Here is a 19,358-nt window from a genome sequence, read left to right as displayed (position 1 = left end):
GGGTTTCACACACGCGGGTTTATTTCCGGGCCAGATAAAAGAAATCCAGACTTCCGGCGGGCGTGTTGGTCAGCTCATAATCCGTATACTGAATCTCAGCGGCCAAACCATCCTGTTCCAGTAATTTATTGCGATTCAGGCGGTTCAATAGGTCATACGGCACCTGAAGCATCCAGCGGGGCAGACGGTGTTGCAGATTCAGCACATCGTAGCGCGTAATTTTCTCGACCGATTTCTTGTTCTGCTCGTAGTAAGTCATCACTTTTCCATTGCCGTGAATACCGCGGGTGTCGACTTTTGGAAAATACCGCAGCATTAACTTTTTCAGTTCGTCGGCGGTGTACTCGCGTACGTGCCACGGATTGCGGGTGAGCGAAAACAGGCGGTTGACGGTGGTCAGCAGCAGCGTTCCACCGGGCTTCAGCACCCGAAACGCTTCTTTAATGAAGAGTTCATCATTCTGAATGTGTTCGATGACCTGAAATGTGACAATATAATCGAAGCTATTGTCGGCTAACCCGCTCAGTGGAGGAATATTGGCCTGAATAAACGTAGATTGTGGGTATTCCTGACGGAGCGATTGAATCAACTCCTCATTTTTGTCGATGCCGGTGTAGTGGTCAGCCGCTTTGGTCAGCAATTCGAGTCCGCGTCCCCATCCGCAACCGATTTCCAGCACCTTGCCGCGCACGATTTTGGCGGCTTCGACGTACGGAAATAACAACCGTTGGTGAACGGGATTGTCGGATGCAATTTCGGCGGAGGTAATTTCGGTGGTTTTATACATAGGATGCCTGAGCGGTGACTCGGGTAGTTGGAAGAAGGATTCGGCTAAAACGAACGCGTGCTTAAAGCCGTAGCTTTCGAATAAACCGGGTCCTCATCGTTCTTTTTTTCGGTAAAGTTACTTGATTTGCGGTAGCTTTGAAAAAACGAATTGGAATTGATGGGATTGGGCGTTTTGTTCGTTTTAGGTATGAATAGAATTTAAGCCTTATGAGAATAGCGATTATCATACTCTGTGCGGCCTTGCTGGGAGCCTGTGCTTCCGGCAAGCGTACCAAAAATCCGGAAAGCAGTACCAGCCAAACCGAACGATCGGCGGATCGGTCGGCGCCGAGGTCGGCACCGGTTAGTGCCTCGGCTCCGGCCAGACCGACGGAAACCAGTTGGCGGGTGGTTTCGACCAAAGGCCGGTTTCTGGGAAAAGATTCCTCATCGATTCGGGTGTATATGAACCTGATGGTTCGGAAGGGCAGTGAACATGCCACGGTCGAGGATTTTACGTCCCGGTTTATGCTTAACTACGTCGTTTATCCGGACTACAACAGCCGCGAACGACTGGCTTATGGCAACGTTCCGCTGACGGCCGAGTCGGTAATCCGGGAAGCCACCCCCGAAGCGGGCGATGTGCTGACGGTTGCGTTTGATGTGAAGAAACCCGCCAACACCGTGAACGGAGTCATGTTGCTCGAAATTACCGAAATCAGTACGGGCCGTAAGGTGTTGAACGATTTACCCATCCGGTTTAAGACCGTCAAGCTGAGCGATCGGTTTGCATTTTTCGATCCGAAAACCAACCTGCCGCAGCAGCACCATTTTGTCAATGCCGGAGATACGGTGGTGGTACGGGATGTGTTGGGGGCGGTTTCGAAACCACTGCATCTGTTCCGGTACCGGCACGATTTCGATCCGGCACAGTCGCCGATGAACACCACACCCCGCCCGGCGACTAAGGTGATGGGCGTCGACTCGACCATGACGGTGATGACCAACCAGCCGTTTTCGCTACCGGACGAAGGGCTGTATTATTTTGTGGAAGATACCGCCGATGCCTTCGGTCTGGGTCTGGTCGTGGCCGACAATCGCTTTCCGAAAATGACCCGGCCCGAAAAACTGATCAAGCCCATTTTGTACGTCAGCACCAATACTGAAATCAATAGCCTGAATACGGCTGCAGATTATAAAAAAGCACTCGACCGGTATTGGCTGACGCTGATGGCCGGTGACCAGAATCTGGCAAAAGGTGCCATTCGGGCATATTATGGGCGCGTAGAAGAAGCCAACCGCCTTTTTACCACCTACAAGGAAGGCTGGAAAACCGACAAAGGAATGATCTACATCGTGCTGGGACCACCCGACCGGGTTCAGCGCAGCCGCGACCGGGAAGTCTGGGTGTATAACCAACGTGCGAATGTCTCGGAAATTAACTTTACCTTTAATCGAAAACCTAATCAATTTGTTGAGGATCACTATGAACTGGTGCGATATGTCGAGTATCAACCCGTCTGGTATCCCGTAGTCGAAGCATGGAGAACCGGAGCAATTCGCGAGTAAATACGTTTCATACCAAAAAGCCCAAACAGTACGCCAGCGACGAGATGGTGTTTGGCATCCAATCCGTTACCGAAATTCTGCGTTCCGGAAAGGACATCGACCGGCTGTATCTGGTCAAGGAAGGCAGCTTTCCCGAAATTCAGCAACTCGCGTTTGAGCGCCGGGTGACCATTCAGCGCGTGCCGGTTGAAAAACTGGAACGCATTACGCGGAAAAACCACCAGGGAGCGATCTGCTTCGTGTCGTCGATTTTTTACGCCAAACTCTCGAACGTGATTGTGGGCGTCTACGAAAAAGGGCAGGTGCCGCTGTTGCTGGTGCTCGACCGGATTACGGACGTGCGAAACTTCGGGGCCATTGCCCGGACGGCGGAGTGTGCGGGTGCGCAGGGCATTGTGATTCCGGCGCGGGGAGCAGCCCTCATCAATTCCGACGCCATGAAAACCTCGTCGGGCGCTCTGAGTCACCTGCCGGTTTGCCGCGAAGTCAATCTGGAAGAGACCCTGAAATACATGAAAGAGTCGGGCATTAAAGTCGTGGCCTGTACCGAGAAAACCGACAACTACCTGTATGACATTGATATGTCTGGCCCGACAGCCATTGTTATGGGCTCGGAGGATGACGGTATTTCGGATGAACTGTTGCGGCTGGCCGACCACCACGCCCGCATTCCGCTGGTGGGGCAGGTCGAGTCGCTGAACGTGTCGGTGGCCACGGGCGTGGTGTTGTACGAAGCGGTTCGGCAACGGATTTTTAGTGACAACGAACCGCCGGTTGATGAAGGGGATTGAGTAGTAACAGACGAAAGCAATGGCAGTAGCGATAGGACAAGCCCGGCAAACACCGGTTTCCCGTTCAAAACGTAAAATTCCGGACTACCTGATTTGTGAGGTGTTAGATGGCAAACCCCTGTATTACAGGGGTTATGAAGACGTGCTAGCCGGAAAAAAAACGTTGGAAGAAATTATGGGTTCAAGTAGCTTACAAGCCTTGCTTATTTCGTACTTAGCAAAAATTATCTTCTCATTTATTGACGATGAGAAATACTTTGTTCTCATTAGTAAACCAGGTGTTCATCTTAATAACCGGGATAATCTATCAAATGATATCGGTATTTATGATCAGGCTATTCTGACTCCGGCTAAGATTTCGAAAAAATACACCAATGTCCCACCAAAATTTGTCATTGAAGTTGACATCGGTATTGCGATTTCAGAACTTACTGAAACCGGCTATATTTACAAGAAAACCGGCAAGTTACTGGACTTTGGTGTTGAAAAAGTCATCTGGGTCCTTACCGAAGCACAAGTGGTTATGGTTGCTACCAAAGAACGTATCGAGACATTTAGTTGGGATAAAAGCATCGAGCTGATGGACGGGCAGGAATTCAATATTGGGGCTTTTCTGGTGAAGAAGGGGGTTGTTGTTGAATAAACAGTAAAAGCGCTTCGTTCCAGGCTGTTTTCGTAAGATTTGCAATCTGAAATAAAGTAATTCAAAAATATACCGCATAAAAAACGGAATCCCCACCAAAAGAAGGGATTCCGTTTTTTATTAGAGCGAACATTACGCCTTTTTCTTCGGAGCCGGTTTTTTCGCCGGAGCTTTTTTCGCACCACCATCGAGCGAGTTAATCCAGGCGGCAATTTTCAGGGCTTCGTCTTTCGGAACGTTTTTCAACGCAGCCATCGGGGGGTAACCTGGCCAGTGCTCCGGCTTGGGTTCGTAAATCAATTCGACAATCTGCGCATCGGTATATTTCTTCTTTGCAACCTCTTTATAAGGAGGGCCCACCAGACGGGTGTCCGGGTTATGGCAAGCCAAACAGATGTTTTTCTGAAGTAAAGCTTTAATGTCGTCGGGTATTACGGTCTGAGCTTGCGCTTTGCTGACGGAAATAAGGGCGGTCAGGGCAACCGCAATGAGCATTCCAAACGTTTTTTTCATGTAAATTCGATTAAAAGCTTAATGAGTTAAGACTAAAAACTGTGATCGGGCCAACAAAGTTATACGGCAATGCTAATATACGCCAACACTCTACCGGCTTTTTCCATAAATATCTTGCTCGTTTGACAAGGCAGAAAACCGAAAGTTTAACGGCTATTGCTGAAATGGAAGAAAAAGAAGAAAAAAAATGAGAATCCTGTATTCCTGAATTCAAATATGGCAACCATCGACCTTTTTTCGGGCCATGCCGATCTGTATGCGCAATACCGGATCGATTATCCGCCCGAACTCTATGATTTTCTCTTATCCATAACCGGTGGCCGTCAACAAGCGTGGGATTGCGCCACGGGCAACGGACAGGTTGCCAGCGTGTTATCGGCCCATTTTGACCGGGTGAATGCCACGGACATCAGCGCCCAGCAACTGGAAAAAGCTGTTCAGAATGCCAATATCACCTATACCGTCTGTTCAGCCGAGCAAACCCCTTTCCCGGACCAGTTTTTCGATATTATAACCGTCGCCCAGGCCCTGCACTGGTTCGATACCGACGCGTTTCACCGGGAAGTTCGGCGGGTCGCAAAACCGGGCGCGGTTCTGGCCGAGTGGGGGTACGGAAACGCCCAGATCGATCCCGTTATCGATCCGGTTTTCTACCATTTCTACGAGATCATCATTGGGCCGTATTGGGACAGCAAGCGAAAACTCGTTGATGAAGGGTATGCCAGCATCCCGTTTCCGTTCGATGAGGCCGTTCATCAGAACTTTACCATCCGGCGAAATTGGGATTTGGATCGCTTTCTGAACTACCTACGAACGTGGTCAAGCGTACAGAAATACATCCGCCAGCACGGAAACGACCCGGTTCTCTGGATGGCCGATCAACTGAAAACCATTTGGGGCGTCGGCGAACGGGAAGTCCGGTTTCCGGTTTTTCTGCGCGCGGGGAAAGTGAGTTAAGAATGATGAGTTAAGAATGATAACTTATGAATTTGCTGACGCAGGCTGAAATAATTCATCGTTCATAACTCATCATTCTTTAAGCCGTCCAAATCACTCGTAACACCCTTGACCGGACGCCGATGAGCTGAAAAAACTCCAGCCAGTGCAGTTGCTGCGCACCCAGGTGATCGGTCGGCGATTTCACTTCTACGAACTCATACGCCCCCTGTTCGTTCCAGATCAGGAGGTCGGGAAAACCGCGGGTGTTTTCACGAAGGTTCCGCGAGATTTCGAGCATGATCAGACCCAGTTGCGCCGGTTCCAGCAACGCGACCATCTGGAGATTCAGGCTCAACAGTTCCTCATTCCAGTCGACCAACACATTCGTAATCCCGTATTTTTCGAAGAAAACCGTCTCAATGTGTTTCTTCCAGTCGTCGCGGGTTTTCAGATCGGCCAGGCGCTTTTTGAGCAGTTCTTCGCGTTTTACGTAAAAATCGGGCAGGTAAAAATCCGAAGGCGTCCGTTGCAGCGGGTGGTGAATGGCCTGCACATTGGCGTCGTAAATAATGTCCCAGAACACCAGCCCGAACAGGCCGCGCCAGGGGTAATTTTCTGTAAACGAAGCCTCCCAGCCGGTTTCCAGAAAGTGATTCATGACCCCGGCTTCGACGTGGTGGCGGTAAATGGCCGGAATGCCGACGCTCTCGGCATCGGATAAAAACCGGGTGGTGGCTTTTCGGCTGCGCTTTTTCTCCCCGGCACTCAGAATTTTTTCCCGGAAATCGTTGGCAAAATACCGTTCGTCGGCATTCTGCGGATTCAGCGCAATTTCGTCGCAGAGGGCCAGTGCTTCTTCCGTCAGCCCCGACCGGAACAGCAGCCGCGCGCGTCGTTCACGCGCCGGCACCCGGTCGGTCAGGGAATAGACCTGCATAGCCTGTTCCGGCATTTTCTGCCGTTCCAGAAAACCGCCGACGTGGGCCACCAGTTTGGCATAACCGGGTTTGGCAATCTCACTGAGTTCAGGCCGGGTTTCGTCCCAGTTCATGAACCAGTTGAACACATCTTCCGGTGGCGTTACGGAATCGCGCAGCTCGTGAAATTCTTCGTTCGTGAGTGAAATCAGCAGCTTGTCTTCCACCTCTTTGCGGTTCACAAACCGGGCCGTCAGCTTCGCTTCGTCGTAGCGTTCGAAAGTCACCATGCCCAGGTCGCGAATCACAAACTCGGTCATGTCGCCGGAACGGTTTCCGAAAAACAGGTATTTCAACATCATCACCTCTGCATCGAAATGCGGTTTTACCACCGTTTCGAGCCGGGTCAGGCTTTCGACAATCCGGGCAAAATCCAGTTCGTGCAGCGCATACCGGACAATGTTTTCCTTTTTGGCTTTCCCCAGCGGTTTGACTTCTTCCGGTTCCAGCGGCAGCAATTCCAGCAACTCCGGTTTGGTAAAGGTGTTCAGCACCTCATCGCCCAGCACTTCGTGGTGCGGATTCAGCCGTTCGATAAAACCATTGATGAGAAGTTCGCCAACGGCCGCCGGGAGGTCGTCAATTTCTTTGTATTGTAGCTTCTGCACCCGAAAAAACGTGCCCCGCCGGTTGCTGAACCGGACGTAAAGGCACTGCGCATCTTCCGTCAGTTCGTCAAAACGGCGAATGAATTCCTGCTCCGCTTCATTCAGTAAATGGCCGTACATCCGACGGACAAAACCAGTCAGGTAGCGGAAATAATCAAGGTAATATTTCGGGGGAAGTTCGATCTGTTGCGGTCTGGTTGCCATTTTTTCAATCCATTTGCCCATCTTTACCGTTATAACTAGTAACACTATTTTTCGCTAATATGTCCCCGAAAAGGGTATTGCAGGAACTTACCGATCTGCACTTGCTTGACGAGCAACAACGCGTTGTGATCCAATCGGTTGAAGACCAGAAACTGTTTTCGGTACATTGGGAATTACGGTCGTTGCTCTATGCCGGTATTCTGCTTTTTACGACAGGAACGGGCTGGCTGATTTACAAATACATCGACCAGATCGGCCACAACCTGCTGATTCTGGCGTTGGCGGTGGTTTGTGCCGCCTGCTTTGCGTTTGCCATTCGTTTCAAGGGGCCATTCACCACCGCGCATGCCCCCAGTCGTTCGCCGTTTGGCGATTACGCCCTGTTGCTGGGCTGCCTGCTTTTTTTGACCCTCGAAGGATACCTGCAATATCAATATAACCTGTTTGGCGAGCGCTATGGTCTGGTAACTTTTCTGCCTGCCATCCTGTTTCTGACGCTGGCCTACCTGTTCGACCACCGGGGTGTGCTGGCGATGGGACTCACGGCTCTGATTTCGTGGATCGGGGTAACGGTTCGTCCGCTGGAGTTTTACTTCAAAGGCAACCTGAAAGACCTGACGGTTTTGCTGTCGGCCATTGCGCTGAGTCTGGTGCTCATGGCGGGGGCGCTGGTGTTGGATCGGCAACGGATCAAACGACATTTTACCATCACAACCCTAACGTTCGCGGGAAATCTGCTGCTGGTGGCGCTGGTGGCCGGGCTGTTCAATTTTAAAGAACAGGATTGGCTGTTTGCCGTTGCGCTGGCCGTTGCCTGCGTTGCGTTCGACTGGTATGCCAGGCAGGAACACTCGTTTTTATTCCTGCTGATGAGTACGTTTTATGGGTACATTGGCGTAACCTACCTGGTGTTCCATTATTTGCACCTGCGCGACGAAGCGACGTATCTCTACTGGATCATTACCGGCATTGGCATTACGGCCTACTTATCCAAAAGCCGGAAAGTTTGATAGTTTGCGCATACACTCCACACCCCTTGCCAAGATGAAAGCCTACAACGAAACCTGGGTTCGCAACAAATACATCACGGAGCATGCCGCCCGCTGGCAGCGTCAGGGGTTATTCGACGAACAGAAAATGCAGCAGATCCGGGAAAACTATCCGGTCGGTTTTCACGAATCCAACGGGTTTATAGAAATCGGCCTGTTCGTATTTTCCATTGTCGCCGTCAGTGGCGGGTATTTCCTGCTGGCAACGCTGTTGTCAAAACTCTTTGAAGTCGATCTGGTTTACCATTTCTTCAACATCGGTTTCGGCACCGCCATTGGCTTTCTGGCGGGTCACCTGATCAATAGCCGGAAACACTACCGGGCCGGCATCGACAATGCCCTGATCATTGCCGCTGTGGCGCTCGTCATCATGGGCATTATCGGTCTGTTTCCGGATAACATGCCACTCTGGCAATACTGTTTCATCGCCTTGCCCCTGGTTCTGCTCGGCGTTTGGTACTACAGCGATCTGCTGCTGACGCTGGCGGCTTTCGGAACACTCACGGTGGCTCTTTTCGACGGAATACTGGAGTTTTCATTCGGAAAACAGCTTCTGCCGTTTGTGTTGATGGGCGTGTCGGCGGGACTGTATGTATTGGCCCGGCTGTATGAAGACCGGGACAAACTGGTGTACTGGCGGGATAATTTTATTCTGCTGGAGTGGCTGTCATTGAGCCTGTTGCTGATCAGTTGCAACTACTATGCCGTTCGTGAACTGAACTACTGGATGATGGACCGGCGACCCGCCGAAGCCCCCGAAATCGCCTGGGCGGGCCTTTTCTGGACCCTGACCATTGCGGTTCCGGTTTTACTGTTTTACGTGGGTTTCCGGCAGAAAGAACGGCCGCTGCTCATCATGAGTGCCATCGGCTGGGGGCTGGCCCTGGCAACCTGGCGGTATTTTCATCCGCTGTTTTCGCTGGAAGTTTATCTGGCTATCAACGGATTGTCGCTCATTCTGGTGGCGGTTTTTCTGATTCGGTACCTGCGGGTTCCCCGGGCCGGTTTTACGGATCGGCCCGATGAGGATTCGCCCAACCAGTTCCTGATCAATGCCGAATTGCTGGCGAGTGTTCAGGCCACTTCGGGGCATCTGGGGCCCAAAGACGGAATTCGGTTTGGCGGTGGTGATTTTGGCGGTGGTGGCAGCGGAGACCGGTATTGACCGATTAATAGTCATACCATTCACCCCACCAGCGCTGCAACTGCTTCCGGATTTCGTTTTCCCGCGCATTCTGACCCGGCTGATACAATTTCGTCCCCTTCAGCTCGTCGGGCATAAAGTTCTGTTGCACAAAATTTCCCTCAAAGTCGTGTGCGTACTGGTAGTTTTTTCCGTAGCCAATCTGCTTCATCAATTTGGTCGGCGCGTTTCGCAAATGCAGCGGTACGGGCTGATCGGACGTCCGTTCGGCCAGCGCCATGGCTTCATTGATCGCTACATAACTGGCGTTGCTTTTGGGTGATGTCGCCAGATACACCGCCACCTGCGAGAGCACAATCCGGCATTCGGGAAAGCCGATGATTTTCACGGCCTGCATGGCATTGGTTGCCATGATGATGGCCGTCGGGTTGGCGTTGCCGATGTCCTCCGAGGCCAGAATCAACATCCGGCGGGCAATGAACTCGGGGTCTTCACCGGCCACCAGCATCCGGGCCATCCAGTACAACGCGCCGTTGGGGTCGCTGCCGCGCAGGGATTTGATGAAGGCCGAAATGATGTCGTAATGTTGTTCGCCCGATTTGTCATAGCGGGCAATCTGATGTTGGGCAACGGTCGTCACCAGTTCGTCATCGATCGTCATCTCCTGGTTGTCGGGTCGGGACGTTACGACCATCTCCAGCAGGTTCAGGAGTTTCCGACCGTCTCCCCCCGAAATCCGCATCAACGCATCGTAGGATTGAACGGTAATCTTTTTCTCTTTCAGATAGCTGTCTTTCAGCAGGGCATTGTCGACCAGTTGTTTCAGCTCGTCGACACCGAGTGATTCCAGAATATAGACCTGACAGCGCGACAGCAAAGCTGAGTTGACCTCGAACGACGGGTTTTCGGTCGTTGCCCCGATCAGCGTAATGGTGCCTTTTTCGACGGCACCAAGCAGCGCGTCCTGCTGGTTTTTATTAAACCGGTGAATTTCATCGATGAAAACGATGGGGGGGAACAAACCCGAAGGGCGGCTGAGTACGTCGCGGACTTCTTTGACACCCGCGCTGATGGCACTTAAACTGAAAAAAGGGCGTTTGGTGGCTTCTGCGATCAACTGGGCGAGTGTCGTTTTGCCGACGCCCGGCGGTCCCCATAAAATCATCGACGGAATGCGGTTGGTTTCGACGGCCCGGCGTAAGGCACTACCGCGGCCAATCAGTTTTTGCTGGCCAATGACGTCATCCAGGGTGCGGGGGCGCATCCGTTCGGGCAGGGGTGTGGTTATCGGGTTCATGCAGAATTTGCCGTTTGAAGTAGACCGGTTTGGGTTACAAAGGTAAGTAACCGTATTGGGTAAACTTCAAACGGCAAACAATAGTTAGAACCGCAGGGCAAGCGTTGCTGTCCGTTACAGAACCACTTTTTCGGGCGAGATGTATTTTTTCAGATTGGTCAACGCGCCGAAAATCAGGTTGTAAACCGACTGGATGTTGATCTGCATCAGCGACGAAATTTCTTCATTGCTCAAATTCTGGTAATAGCGCAGATAAACGGCTTCGCGTTGACGGCGGGGGAGTTTTTCGATGGCTTTGGCCACACAGGAGTTGACGTGGTCGTCTTCTTCGTACGAAATCAGCGTCGATTCGTAGGATGGCGCACAACCGGGGAGCCATTCGCGGTCGTTTTCAACGTCATCCTGGCTGCTGAATTTCATCTCGGCGTTTAGATGGCGAACCAGTTTTCGCTTGATCGACGCCATCAGATAAAACCGGACCGAGGTGGTCTGACCGATGGTTTGCCGGTGTTTCCACAATTCGACAAACAGGTCGTGAATACAATCTTTGATCAAGGCCCGGTCGGCGGTGAAGTGGGCGCAGTAGTGATACAGCACCTGTACATATTCCTTATAAAGCCGGGCAAAAGCCACTTCATCGCCACTCCGGAACTGATCCCAGAGTTGCTCTTCGTCTATACCGGATGGGGTGCGGTAGCGAGGCATAGTAATGGTTTAGGATGGGGTCACAGAAAGTACTCTTTCTACAGAATGTAAACTTATTAACAAAACTTGTTAATAAAAACAGTTCGGGCTTTTTTTTACAAAAACTTGTATAAATAGGATTTTTTTTATTTTAGTATGCGTGCATACGGTTTTTTTACCGTTGAATCAGAATGGGGGTGAACCGGAAATTCTGGCCGTCAAACAAGCCGCGATCACTCAGTTTGAGGGAGGGAATGACGAGCAGGGCCATAAACGACAAGGTCATAAAAGGGGAAGTCAGCGTGCTTCCCAGTTCATCCTTGACAAAGCGATCGATGGCCGTGTACGTAGCCGCTACGGCATAACCGTCGGTATCGGTCATCAAACCGGCGATGGGGAGGGAGAGAAGGTGATGGTGGGTCGCATCCGCAACGGCACTCAAACCGCCCCGGGCTTCAATGACCTGGTTGACGGCCTGGCAAATGCTGTCGTCGTCGCAGCCCACGGCGATGATGTTGTGGGAATCGTGCCCAACGGTAGAGGCAATCGCGCCTTTTTTAAGGCCGAAATTTTTGATGAAAGCCACGGCCGGAGCCGCGTCCTGGTAGCGGTTCACAACGGTTATTTTCAGAATATCCCGCGTCACATCGGCCACCACCCGGTTTTCCAGAATCGTAGGAGTGAGAAGAAGGTTGTTGGTAATTAACTGCCCATCGAGTGCTTCAATCACTTGTAATTGACCTGGTTGCTGATCCGATAGCACTTCAAAATCAAGCGGTTTTTTCGGCAGGCAATTAAAACGGTTGACGTGCTCACTCCGCCAATCCGGCAAATGTGAAATTCCATTTTCGGCCACCACAACGCCATTACTATACGTCTTGAGAATCTGGAACGCCTGTAAGTCGCTGACCACGATGAAATCGGCCGGATCACCTTCCCGCAGCAGTCCCACCGGCAGACGGTAATGCAACACCGGATTGAGGCAGGCAGCCCGCAGGACGTCGAATAAATCGTGTCTTTTCGCCAATGCCCGTTTAACCAGTTGGTTGATGTGGCCTTCCACCAGGCTGTCGGGATGCTTGTCGTCGGAGCAGAACATGATCTTCTCCGGAAAGTCGGCGAGCAACGGAATCAGGGCTTCGAAATTTTTGGCCGCGCTTCCCTCGCGAATCAGAATGTTCATCCCCCGCTGCACTTTGTCCAGCCCTTCTTCATACGTAAAACACTCGTGGTCGGTGGTCATACCGGCATCGATGTAACGTTGGGCGTCGTCGCCCCGTAAACCGGGTGCGTGGCCGTCGATGGGTTTGTTGAAGGCATTGGCCAACGCGATTTTCGCCATCACGTCGGGGTCCTGGTTCAGAACGCCCGGGAAATTCATCATCTCGGCCAGGTAGCCAATTTCTTTCAGTCCCAGCAGCCGCCGGACATCCCGAACGCCAATGGTGGCTCCCGCAGTTTCGAACGGTGTAGCCGGTACGCAGGAGGGAGCACCGAAACAAAATTTGAAGGGTACGCGTTTGCCGTCGGCAATCATATACTCCACCCCTTCGACACCCAGGACGTTCCCAATCTCGTGTGGGTCCGACACCGTGGCGATGGTGCCATGAACCACCGCCAGCCGGGCAAACTGGGCGGGCGTGAGCAGTGAACTTTCGATGTGAACGTGGGCATCGATAAAACCGGGTAGCAAATACGGTTCTTCAGGCCGCTCGGGGCCCAGTTCGTCGATTTGGTGAATCCGGCCCTGCTCAATGGTCAACTGGCTGAATCGGATGGTGCGGTCGAAAAGATTAAGGAGATTGCCGGAAACTTGCATGAAGAGGGAAGAATCTTGTTTTTTTTATTTCAATATTAGTGATAATTCACAGACTTTTGTCTCCTGAAATAAACCGGGATTCTGATGGATCAGCCCCGGATGTTATTCCTACTCTTATAACTATGCAGCATAAACTTCTGAAAGTACACCCCGCCGATAACGTAATTGTAGCCCTGCAAAATTTCCAGTCGGGCGAACAGGTTGATTTTGAGGGACAAACGTATACCCTGCCGGTTGGCGTCGGGGTGAAACACAAATTTGTAACCCAAGATCTGCAAACCGGGGACTCGGTGATCATGTACGGCGTGTTGGTTGGAAAAGCCACACAACCTATTAAACGGGGCGAACCCATCACGACGTTTAACCTTAAACACGACGCCGACCAGTACGGTATCGACAAAAAACAGCCCTACACCTGGCAGCAACCCGACGTGTCGGCCTGGCACAATCGGACGTTCATGGGCTACCACCGCGCCGACGGCCTGGTGGGAACGGCCAACTACTGGCTCGTAGTGCCGCTCGTTTTTTGTGAAAACCGCAACATCCTGATTCTGAAAGATGCTTTTGAGCGGGAACTGGGCTATGCCCAATCGGAGATTTATCGGGAGCAGGTACATGAATTGCTGCAGCTCTACAAAGTGGGCGACATGGACCGGATTCATAAGATGGAAGCTTTTCTTGACCCATCGCAGGTGCGCACGCTGGATGAACCCGTTGTCAAGCGGCCTTTTAAAAACATCGATGGCATTAAGTTTCTGACCCATGAAATGGGCTGTGGCGGCACGCGCCAGGATTCCGAAGCGCTGTGTGGCCTGTTTGCGGGTTTTATCAATAACCCCAACGTGGCCGGTGTCACCGTTTTGAGTCTGGGTTGTCAGCATACGCAAACCTCGATGCTGGTTGACGAGGTACGGAAACGCAATCCGAAGTTCAATAAGCCGATGCTGATTTTTGAACAACAGGACGGCACCGAATACGCCATGCTGACCAACGCCATTCGCGAAACGTTCCTCGGATTGGTCGAAGCCAACAAACTGGAACGGCAGCCGGCTCCCCTGAGCAGCCTGACCGTTGGTCTGAAATGTGGCGGTTCCGACGGTTTCTCGGGACTCTCGGCCAACCCGGCCATTGGACATCTATCGGATATTCTGGTCACTTTGGGAGCCAAAACCGTGCTGGCGGAATTTCCGGAACTGAACGGGGTGGAACAGGAACTGATCAACCGTTCGACTTCGGATGAGAAGGCCCTAAAATTCATTCACCTGATGCAGGATTATTCGGCGAAAGCGGAGGCCGTTGGTTCCGGTTTCGACATGAACCCCTCGCCGGGCAACATCCGCGACGGGTTAATTACGGATGCGATCAAGTCGGCGGGAGCGGCCAAAAAAGGCGGAACCTCACCCGTCGCCGACGTACTGAATTACACCGAACCCGCTACCCAACCCGGTTTAAACCTGCTCTGTACGCCCGGAAACGACGTGGAAGCGACGACGGGTATGGCCGGTTCCGGCACCAACATCATCCTGTTTACGACCGGTTTGGGAACGCCAACGGGCAATCCGATTTGTCCCGTAGTGAAAATTTCGACCAACACCACCCTCCTCCGGCGTATGCCCGACGTCATCGACTTCGACAGTGGCCCAATCATCGAAGGCGAAGAAACCATCGAACAAAATGCCGAAGAACTGCTCGAATACGTGATCCGACTCGCCAGTGGCGAAGTCAAAACCAAAGCCCAGCAACTGGGGCAGGACGATTTTATCCCCTGGAAACGGGGCGTTTCTCTTTAATTTTGAATGAGGGAATGATAGAATAAATGAATAGTGTGTCAAGAACCCGGCTATTTATCATTCACTCATTCGCTCATTCTATCATTCACAATTAACTATGTTTAGCCTAAAAGATAAAGTTGCCATCATCACGGGTGGAGCCAGCGGGATAGGGTTAGCGATTTCGCAGACCTTCGCGCAGGCGGGCGCGCTGGTTCATATTCTGGAGTTGAATGCGGACCTGGCCCGGCAGGTGGCTGAGGAGATCAATGCCAACGGTGGACGGGCGCACGCGCATGCCGTCGATGTATCGAATCAGGCGCAGGTCGTCGAGGTGATTGACCGAATTGCCGCCGGAGGAGCCATCAGCATTCTGGTCAACAATGCCGGTATTTCGCACATCGGAACCGTTGAAACCACGACGGAAGCCGATTTTGACCGGGTGTTCACGGTTAATGTAAAAGGGGCTTACAACTGCCTGTATGCCACCATTCCGCACCTGAAAGCCAATGGCGGGGGCGTTGTGCTGAACATGGCGTCGATTGCTGCCACGGTCGGGATTCCGGATCGATTTGCCTATTCGATGACCAAGGGCGCGGTGGTTTCAATGACGCTGTCGGTAGCCAAGGATTACCTGAAACACAACATTCGCTGCAATTGCATTTCACCCGCCCGGGTTCACACGCCGTTTGTCGACGGTTTTATCGCCCGGACCTACCCCGGACAGGAAGCGGAGATGTTTGCCAAACTGGCCGCCACCCAGCCCATCGGCCGGATGGCGAAACCGGTGGAAATTGCCGCGCTGGCCCTATACCTGTGTTCGGACGAAGCCGGTTTCAATACCGGTTGCGATTACCCCATCGACGGCGGTTTTGTGCGGTTGAATAATTGAGGAGAGATTAAAAGAGTTGAGAATAAAGACAAGAGACGAAAGACAGGGAGCCGGGACAAGGTAGAGAGGACGATGTTGCCGGTGGGAACTGGTGATTGCCTTTCTGCCTCATCCTGGCTTTTTGGCCTTCGTGCAAATGGATTGTCTGAATGGCCAGACTCATTTTTTTACTGTATTTTTATTGTTTGTCGTACCAATAAAAACAAACTCAGAACGATAGCTTCCGATTACCAGATCGGCCAAAGCCGGTACGGTATGTACTTAATAATTTTTTTTAATATAACGGGCTTTTATATTTAAAAAAATTATTAATCTTGTGTTAAATTTCTTCTACTTCCATCTTACTACATCTCCTTTATGTCAAAAAATCTACTCAGGCTTATCGTCATGCTTTTGATGGTAAGTTCACCCGTCTTCGCCCAAACGATTACGGGGAAGGTTACGGCAAGCACCGATGGCCAGCCTTTGCCGGGCGTATCCATTGTGGTGAAAGGCACGTCTCAAGGGACTACGACCGATGCCAGCGGCCAGTACAGTCTTTCCGCCAGTAAAAACGGAACACTGGTTTTCTCCTTCATCGGCTACAAAACGCAGGAAGTCGCCATCGCCAACCGGTCGGTGGTTGACCTCGCACTGACCGAAGACGCAACGATGATCAATGAAGTGGTCGTGACGGCTTTGGGGGTAACGAAAGAACAACGGGCGCTGGGCTATGCAACGACAGTGGTCAAGAACGACGCGCTGGTCAAAGCGGCTTCTCCGAACTTTGCTACGGCCCTCTACGGAAAAGCGCCGGGTGTGGTCATCAACGCAACGCCGGGTGGTGCTACCAGTGCGGTCAGCATCAGCGTTCGCGGGTTTGCTTCCATTACCGGCAATACCCAGCCTTTGATCGTGATGGACGGTATTCCCATCCGGAACGGCGAAGTGCGGAACACGGATTATTGGGGCGACCAACGGATTCGGGGGAACGGTCTGCTGGATTTGAACCCGGCGGATATTGAAAACATCTCGATTCTGAAAGGCGCTTCGGCGGCTGCCCTCTACGGTTCTGAAGCCGTGAACGGGGTGGTGCTGGTGACGACCAAAACCGGAAAAGGGAAAAAAGGATTAGGCGTTGATTTTAACGCCAGTTACAGCGTCGATAAAATCGCCTATCTGCCCCGGTATCAGGATGTTCGGGGTCCGGGCTACATGCTGAATTACCTCAACGGCGGTCAGGATGCCAACGGATTCATTTCCTACGATACCAACGGCGATGGCGTGGGTGACACCCGGGGCTTGCTGAACGCCACGGTCAATTTCGGACCCAAGTTTGACGGACAGCCGGTGATGGCGTTCGATGGTGTGATCCGGCCTTACTCGCCTTCCAAAAACAGCTACGCGGACTTGTTCCAGAACGCCAACAGCTCCAACATCAACCTGTCGATTTCCAAGGCAACGGACAATTCCAACCTGCGGTTTTCCTACACCCGTCAGGACAACGGCATGATCAGCTACAACGCGAAGAACAGCAAGAACATCATGAACCTGAACACGAGCTTTAGCCTCAACAAAAAGCTCCGGACAGATTTGATGGTGAATTATGTCAACCAGTATACGCACAACCGCCCGTATAAAGTGGATCGCATGATCAACAACTTTACGGGGATGATGAACCGCTTCGAATCGGCCGACTGGTATTTCAATAAATACCAAACCAGCCAGGGCTACAAATTCGTAACCGGAACCAACCAGAGTCTGACGCCGAGTGAGAACATCATCCGGAACGGTTTCAAGTCGGATATCGGGGATTATGTCTGGAGCACCCGCGCCAATACCTACGACGAGTATAGCAACCGCGTGATCGCGGCCGTGACGCAGCACTACGACATTCTGGACAACCTGAAGCTGCGGGGCCGGATCGGAACCGACATCACGTCGGAGCGGCTGGAAGACAAACAACGCAGCTCCGTTCCGTTGGCCTTTGGGTACTCAGGATCGTTTTCCATGGAAAATAAACTGTATAACAACGTCTACGGGGATCTGCTTTTGACCTATACCCAAAAACTGAATCAGGACATGAACCTGACGGCCATGGCAGGGTATACGGCCAACAAACAGTTGAATACCTACATCAGCCGTTCGACCAACGGTGGATTGAGTACGGAAAATTTCTTCGATGTTTCGGCTTCGGTGAATACCCCCAACGGCAGCAACACCCGCGACCGCTACGTTCGGGATGCCTATCTGGGAACGCTGAATTTTGATTACAAAGGCTTCTTCTTTGTGGAAGGAACCATCCGGAGAGACCGGACTTCTACGCTGATTACCGGCAACAACGCGTTTACCTATCCTTCCGTCAATTCCGGTCTGGTGTTTAGTGACTTCCTGAAGCTGCCAGTAGTAGTTAGCTACGGGAAACTGCGGGCGTCGTTCGGGATCGTGGGGAACTACCCGCAGATTTACAGCGCCAACAATGCCTACAGCCAGGGGAACCTGAGCCTCCAGCAAACCGGCGGAAGTTCCGTTCTCTATACCACAATCCGAAGCGACTACGGGAACGACAAAATCCGTCCCGAGCAGAAGCGTGAATTTGAATTTGGTCTGGAAGCCCGCTTCCTGAAAGACCGGATCGGATTCGACCTGTCGTATTACAACGCCCAGATCGTCGATCAGATTCTGCCGTTGACGATTGCCGCCAGCTCAGGTGCCCGGTCGGTTCTGGCCAACATCGGTACGCTGCGGAACCAGGGGCTGGAACTCGCCCTGAATGCGACGCCGATCAAAGGGTTAGGCTACAATGCTTTCAACTGGGACATTACGCTGAACATGGCGAAGAACAGCAACAAGGTTGAAAAACTGGCCAACAACTCGACGGAACTGATTCATGCGGATTACGATGGCAATGCGGCCCAGTTGCGGTCGGTGGTCGGACAACCGATGGGGGATATCTACGCCCACGGAATCCTGAAAAATGCGAACGGACAGGGTATTGTCGGTCCGAATGGTCTGTACCAGCTGGATGGTGCCAACTGGATCAAGGTCGGAAACGCCATGCCGAAACTCACGGGTGGTTTGATCAACAGCCTGAACTACAAAGGATTTAACCTGGATCTGGTGGCGGATTTCCGCTTTGGTGGTCACATCATGCCGACGGGGATCAACTGGTTGACCTCACGCGGTTTGACCGAAGAAAGCCTGACTGCCATGGATAAGGAACGCGGTGGACTGAGCTACTACAAAGACGCCAACGGCAAAGGGGTGCAGACTACAGCCGCTGCCGGCCCCAAAGGCGAAGTCGTTTACAACGATGGGATGCTGATGCAGGGCGTACTGGCCAACGGGGAAGCCAACACCAACGTGGTTTCGCAGGCGACCTATTACAATGCAACCTACAACTGGGGTGGCCCGCAATACGGCAATGCCCGGTACGAACTGTTTGTCAAGGAAAATTCCTACATCAAAATGCGGGAAATTTCCCTGGGCTACCGGATTCCGGCCAACATTACCCGCCGAATCGGAACCCAGAACCTGACGCTGTCGGTGTTTGGCCGCAACCTGTTCTTCTTCTACCGGACCATCAAAGACCTGGATGCTGAACAGACCAATTCCAGTACGAAATGGTATGACAACATCAACAACGCCGGAAATAACCCATCGTTCCGGACCATGGGGGTCATGCTTCGCGCCAGTTTCTAATCTTAACGAAA

The 19,358-nt window shown here is 52.1% G+C and carries 15 protein-coding genes; 9 read left to right on the top strand and 6 right to left on the bottom strand.

The features are described from left to right. Window positions 1-19 precede the first annotated feature (19 nt). Window positions 20-787 carry a bifunctional 2-polyprenyl-6-hydroxyphenol methylase/3-demethylubiquinol 3-O-methyltransferase UbiG gene (locus FH871_RS14000; protein WP_138992059.1) on the bottom strand — a complete coding sequence of 256 codons (768 nt, stop codon included), beginning with the start codon at window positions 785-787 and terminating at the stop codon, window positions 20-22. Window positions 788-996: 209 nt separating this feature from the next. On the opposite strand from FH871_RS14000, the gene FH871_RS13995 reads away from it, so the two are divergent. From FH871_RS13995 to FH871_RS13985, 3 genes are read left to right on the top strand one after another with little or no spacing between them, the layout of a single operon-like run. Continuing rightward, window positions 997-2,337 carry a GWxTD domain-containing protein gene (locus FH871_RS13995; protein ID WP_138992058.1) on the top strand — a complete coding sequence of 447 codons (1,341 nt, stop codon included), beginning with the start codon at window positions 997-999 and terminating at the stop codon, window positions 2,335-2,337. Next, a complete protein-coding gene (gene rlmB, locus FH871_RS13990; RefSeq protein WP_138992057.1) occupies window positions 2,310-3,128 on the top strand; it encodes a 23S rRNA (guanosine(2251)-2'-O)-methyltransferase RlmB in 819 nt (272 codons plus the stop codon). Before FH871_RS13995 ends, rlmB begins: the two co-directional genes overlap by 28 nt. A 19-nt stretch (window positions 3,129-3,147) precedes the next feature. Then, window positions 3,148-3,771, top strand: a complete 624-nt coding sequence (locus FH871_RS13985; protein WP_138992056.1) for a Uma2 family endonuclease — start codon at window positions 3,148-3,150, stop codon at window positions 3,769-3,771. Window positions 3,772-3,903: 132 nt separating this feature from the next. Here the strand turns inward: FH871_RS13985 and FH871_RS13980 are convergent, their stop codons facing one another. Continuing rightward, a complete protein-coding gene (locus FH871_RS13980) occupies window positions 3,904-4,284 on the bottom strand; it encodes a c-type cytochrome (RefSeq protein WP_138992055.1) in 381 nt (126 codons plus the stop codon). Window positions 4,285-4,500: 216 nt separating this feature from the next. Between FH871_RS13980 and FH871_RS13975 the strand changes: the two genes are divergently transcribed. Next, entirely contained in the window at window positions 4,501-5,241 is a 741-nt protein-coding gene (locus FH871_RS13975; protein WP_138992054.1) for a class I SAM-dependent methyltransferase, read from the top strand. A gap of 79 nt (window positions 5,242-5,320) precedes the next feature. Here the strand turns inward: FH871_RS13975 and FH871_RS13970 are convergent, their stop codons facing one another. Continuing rightward, the gene (locus FH871_RS13970; protein ID WP_138992053.1) at window positions 5,321-7,012 is read right to left on the bottom strand and encodes a VRR-NUC domain-containing protein; all 1,692 of its coding nucleotides are present in this window, start codon (window positions 7,010-7,012) and stop codon (window positions 5,321-5,323) included. 59 nt (window positions 7,013-7,071) lie between these two features. Here FH871_RS13970 and FH871_RS13965 point away from each other — a divergent pair, with 59 nt between their 5' ends. Both FH871_RS13965 and FH871_RS13960 read left to right on the top strand, forming a co-directional pair. After that, the gene (locus FH871_RS13965) at window positions 7,072-8,022 is read left to right on the top strand and encodes a DUF2157 domain-containing protein (RefSeq protein ID WP_138992052.1); all 951 of its coding nucleotides are present in this window, start codon (window positions 7,072-7,074) and stop codon (window positions 8,020-8,022) included. Between the two features lie 34 nt (window positions 8,023-8,056). After that, a complete protein-coding gene (locus FH871_RS13960; RefSeq protein WP_138992051.1) occupies window positions 8,057-9,226 on the top strand; it encodes a hypothetical protein in 1,170 nt (389 codons plus the stop codon). Window positions 9,227-9,230: 4 nt separating this feature from the next. On the opposite strand, the gene FH871_RS13955 is transcribed toward FH871_RS13960, so the two are convergent. The 3 genes from FH871_RS13955 to ade all read right to left on the bottom strand — a co-directional run bounded on the left by FH871_RS13955 (window position 9,231) and on the right by ade (window position 13,005). Next, window positions 9,231-10,502 carry a replication-associated recombination protein A gene (locus tag FH871_RS13955; protein ID WP_138992050.1) on the bottom strand — a complete coding sequence of 424 codons (1,272 nt, stop codon included), beginning with the start codon at window positions 10,500-10,502 and terminating at the stop codon, window positions 9,231-9,233. A 114-nt stretch (window positions 10,503-10,616) separates the two neighbouring features. Continuing rightward, complete coding sequence (locus FH871_RS13950) at window positions 10,617-11,207, bottom strand: RNA polymerase sigma factor (RefSeq protein ID WP_124873068.1); 591 nt, start codon at window positions 11,205-11,207, stop codon at window positions 10,617-10,619. A gap of 154 nt (window positions 11,208-11,361) precedes the next feature. After that, window positions 11,362-13,005 carry an adenine deaminase gene (gene ade, locus FH871_RS13945; protein ID WP_138992049.1) on the bottom strand — a complete coding sequence of 548 codons (1,644 nt, stop codon included), beginning with the start codon at window positions 13,003-13,005 and terminating at the stop codon, window positions 11,362-11,364. Between the two features lie 122 nt (window positions 13,006-13,127). On the opposite strand from ade, the gene FH871_RS13940 reads away from it, so the two are divergent. The 3 genes from FH871_RS13940 (at window position 13,128) to FH871_RS13930 (ending at window position 19,347) form a co-directional block, all read left to right on the top strand. Then, a complete protein-coding gene (locus FH871_RS13940; protein WP_138992048.1) occupies window positions 13,128-14,795 on the top strand; it encodes a UxaA family hydrolase in 1,668 nt (555 codons plus the stop codon). Between the two features lie 97 nt (window positions 14,796-14,892). Then, entirely contained in the window at window positions 14,893-15,666 is a 774-nt protein-coding gene (locus tag FH871_RS13935) for an SDR family NAD(P)-dependent oxidoreductase (protein ID WP_138992047.1), read from the top strand. A 387-nt stretch (window positions 15,667-16,053) separates the two neighbouring features. Then, entirely contained in the window at window positions 16,054-19,347 is a 3,294-nt protein-coding gene (locus tag FH871_RS13930; protein ID WP_306439236.1) for a SusC/RagA family TonB-linked outer membrane protein, read from the top strand. Window positions 19,348-19,358 lie beyond the last annotated feature (11 nt).

Origin of the sequence: Larkinella sp. C7, assembly GCF_006149005.1 — a bacterium.
Classification (GTDB): domain Bacteria; phylum Bacteroidota; class Bacteroidia; order Cytophagales; family Spirosomataceae; genus Larkinella.
This window is presented reverse-complemented; position numbering and strand designations above follow the sequence as displayed.